The sequence below is a fragment of the Acinetobacter sp. T_3_1 genome, assembly GCF_025377055.1.
Taxonomy (GTDB): domain Bacteria; phylum Pseudomonadota; class Gammaproteobacteria; order Pseudomonadales; family Moraxellaceae; genus Acinetobacter; species Acinetobacter kookii.
Map to the genome: position 1 here is coordinate 1 of NZ_JACHVD010000053.1, position 620 is coordinate 620.

Sequence of the window (620 nt, forward strand, 5' to 3'; positions counted from 1 at the left end):
ATATTGGCAGGCTATTTAAAGCTCGCCAAGTTAATGCGGTTTGTATCTAAATCTGTGGTTATTGGATTCGTAAATGCGTTAGCGATCTTAATTTTCATGGCTCAATTGCCTGAACTGATTAATGTGACCTGGCATGTATATGCTTTTGTTGCTTTAGGTTTAGCAATTATTTATCTATTCCCTCTGGTTCCCAAATTAGGAAAATTACTCCCTTCTCCACTAGTCTGCATCATTGCAATCACATTATTGGCAATCGCTTTAGGAATTGATGTACGGACCGTGGGCGATATGGGGTCTTTACCTGACACACTTCCAATGTTCTTGATTCCAGATATTCCTTTGAATATTGAAACATTGATGATTATTTTGCCTTATTCAGTCGCACTGGCGGCTGTAGGTTTACTTGAATCGATGATGACAGCAACTATCGTGGATGAAATGACTGATACGCCAAGTGATAAATATCAGGAATGTAAGGGACAAGGGATTGCGAATATTGCTTCTGGCTTTATGGGTGGCATGGCCGGTTGTGCAATGATTGGTCAATCTATGATTAACGTAAAATCAGGTGGCCTTACACGCTTATCAACATTCTCTGCGGGCATTTTTCTTCTTATTCT

At 39.8% G+C, this 620-nt stretch carries 1 protein-coding gene; it reads left to right on the forward strand.

Annotated features, from left to right (window positions below; all coding sequences use genetic code 11):
* Positions 1-620 (forward strand): SulP family inorganic anion transporter (locus tag H4I94_RS16185; protein WP_261183729.1); only part of this gene is annotated, 620 nt, incomplete at both ends.